At 63.0% G+C, this 243-nt stretch carries 1 pseudogene; it reads left to right on the top strand.

From position 1 onward, the window contains the following. Positions 1 to 148: 148 nt before the first annotated feature. Positions 149 to 243: pseudogene (locus tag HOP58_RS22975) on the top strand (C4-dicarboxylate ABC transporter permease); the annotation flags it as partial.

Here is a 243-nt window from a genome sequence, read left to right as displayed (position 1 = left end):
GCCACCTGGCGTGACATCTCCGCGCCGTTCAACATGAGCCGCACCATGGACAACCTGCCCTCGCTCGAAGAGATCGAAGCCTGTCTGTAAGGCTGTACCGGCCGCCCCACCCGGGGCGGCTTTCGTTCCGACGTCGGAGACTGGACCCATGAATGCGATTGCCAAGGCGATCGACACGCTCAACGAGCTGTTCGGGCGGGTCATTGCGCCACTGATCGCCGTCATCACCCTGGTGGTGCTCTA

This window comes from Halomonas sp. MCCC 1A11062, assembly GCF_021404355.1.
Lineage (GTDB): Bacteria > Pseudomonadota > Gammaproteobacteria > Pseudomonadales > Halomonadaceae > Halomonas > Halomonas aerodenitrificans.
This window is presented reverse-complemented; position numbering and strand designations above follow the sequence as displayed.